This is a genomic window from Lactobacillus sp. CA30L (assembly GCF_059900845.1).
This window is the reverse complement of the sequence record NZ_JBWXGB010000020.1, coordinates 1-483: the sequence shown is the minus strand read 5'-3', so window position 1 is coordinate 483 and position 483 is coordinate 1. Positions and strand designations below refer to the sequence as shown.

General features: G+C 38.5%; 1 protein-coding gene. It reads left to right on the top strand.

Annotated features, from left to right (window positions below):
- Positions 1 to 48: 48 nt before the first annotated feature.
- On the top strand, positions 49 to 483 hold a 435-nt coding region (locus AC2JF8_RS09250), incomplete at its 3' end, for a class II fructose-bisphosphate aldolase (protein WP_500762800.1).

Sequence of the window (483 nt, the reverse complement as noted above, 5' to 3'; positions counted from 1 at the left end):
GGGAACACCTAACAAATAAAGTTTTTAAAAACTTAGGAGGAATTTTTTATGCCAGTAGTATCAGGAGCAGAATTCTTAAAAGCAGCACGTAAAGGCGGGTATGCAGTAGGTGGCTATAACACAAATAACTTAGAATGGACACAAGCGATTTTAGAAGCAGCAGAAGCTAAAAAAGCACCAGTTCTAATCCAAACATCAATGGGCGCTGCTAAATACATGGGCGGCTACAAAGTAGCTAAAGACATGATTACTAATTTAGTAGACTCAATGAATATCACAGTTCCAGTAGCAATTCACTTAGACCACGGTGACTACGAAGCTGCTTTAGAATGTATCGAAGTTGGCTATACTTCAATCATGTTTGATGGTTCTCACTTACCATTCGAAGAAAACTTAAAATTAGCGAAAGATGTAGTTGAAAAAGCGCACGCTAAAGGTATTTCTGTCGAATGTGAAGTTGGTTCAATCGGTGGTGAAGAAGAC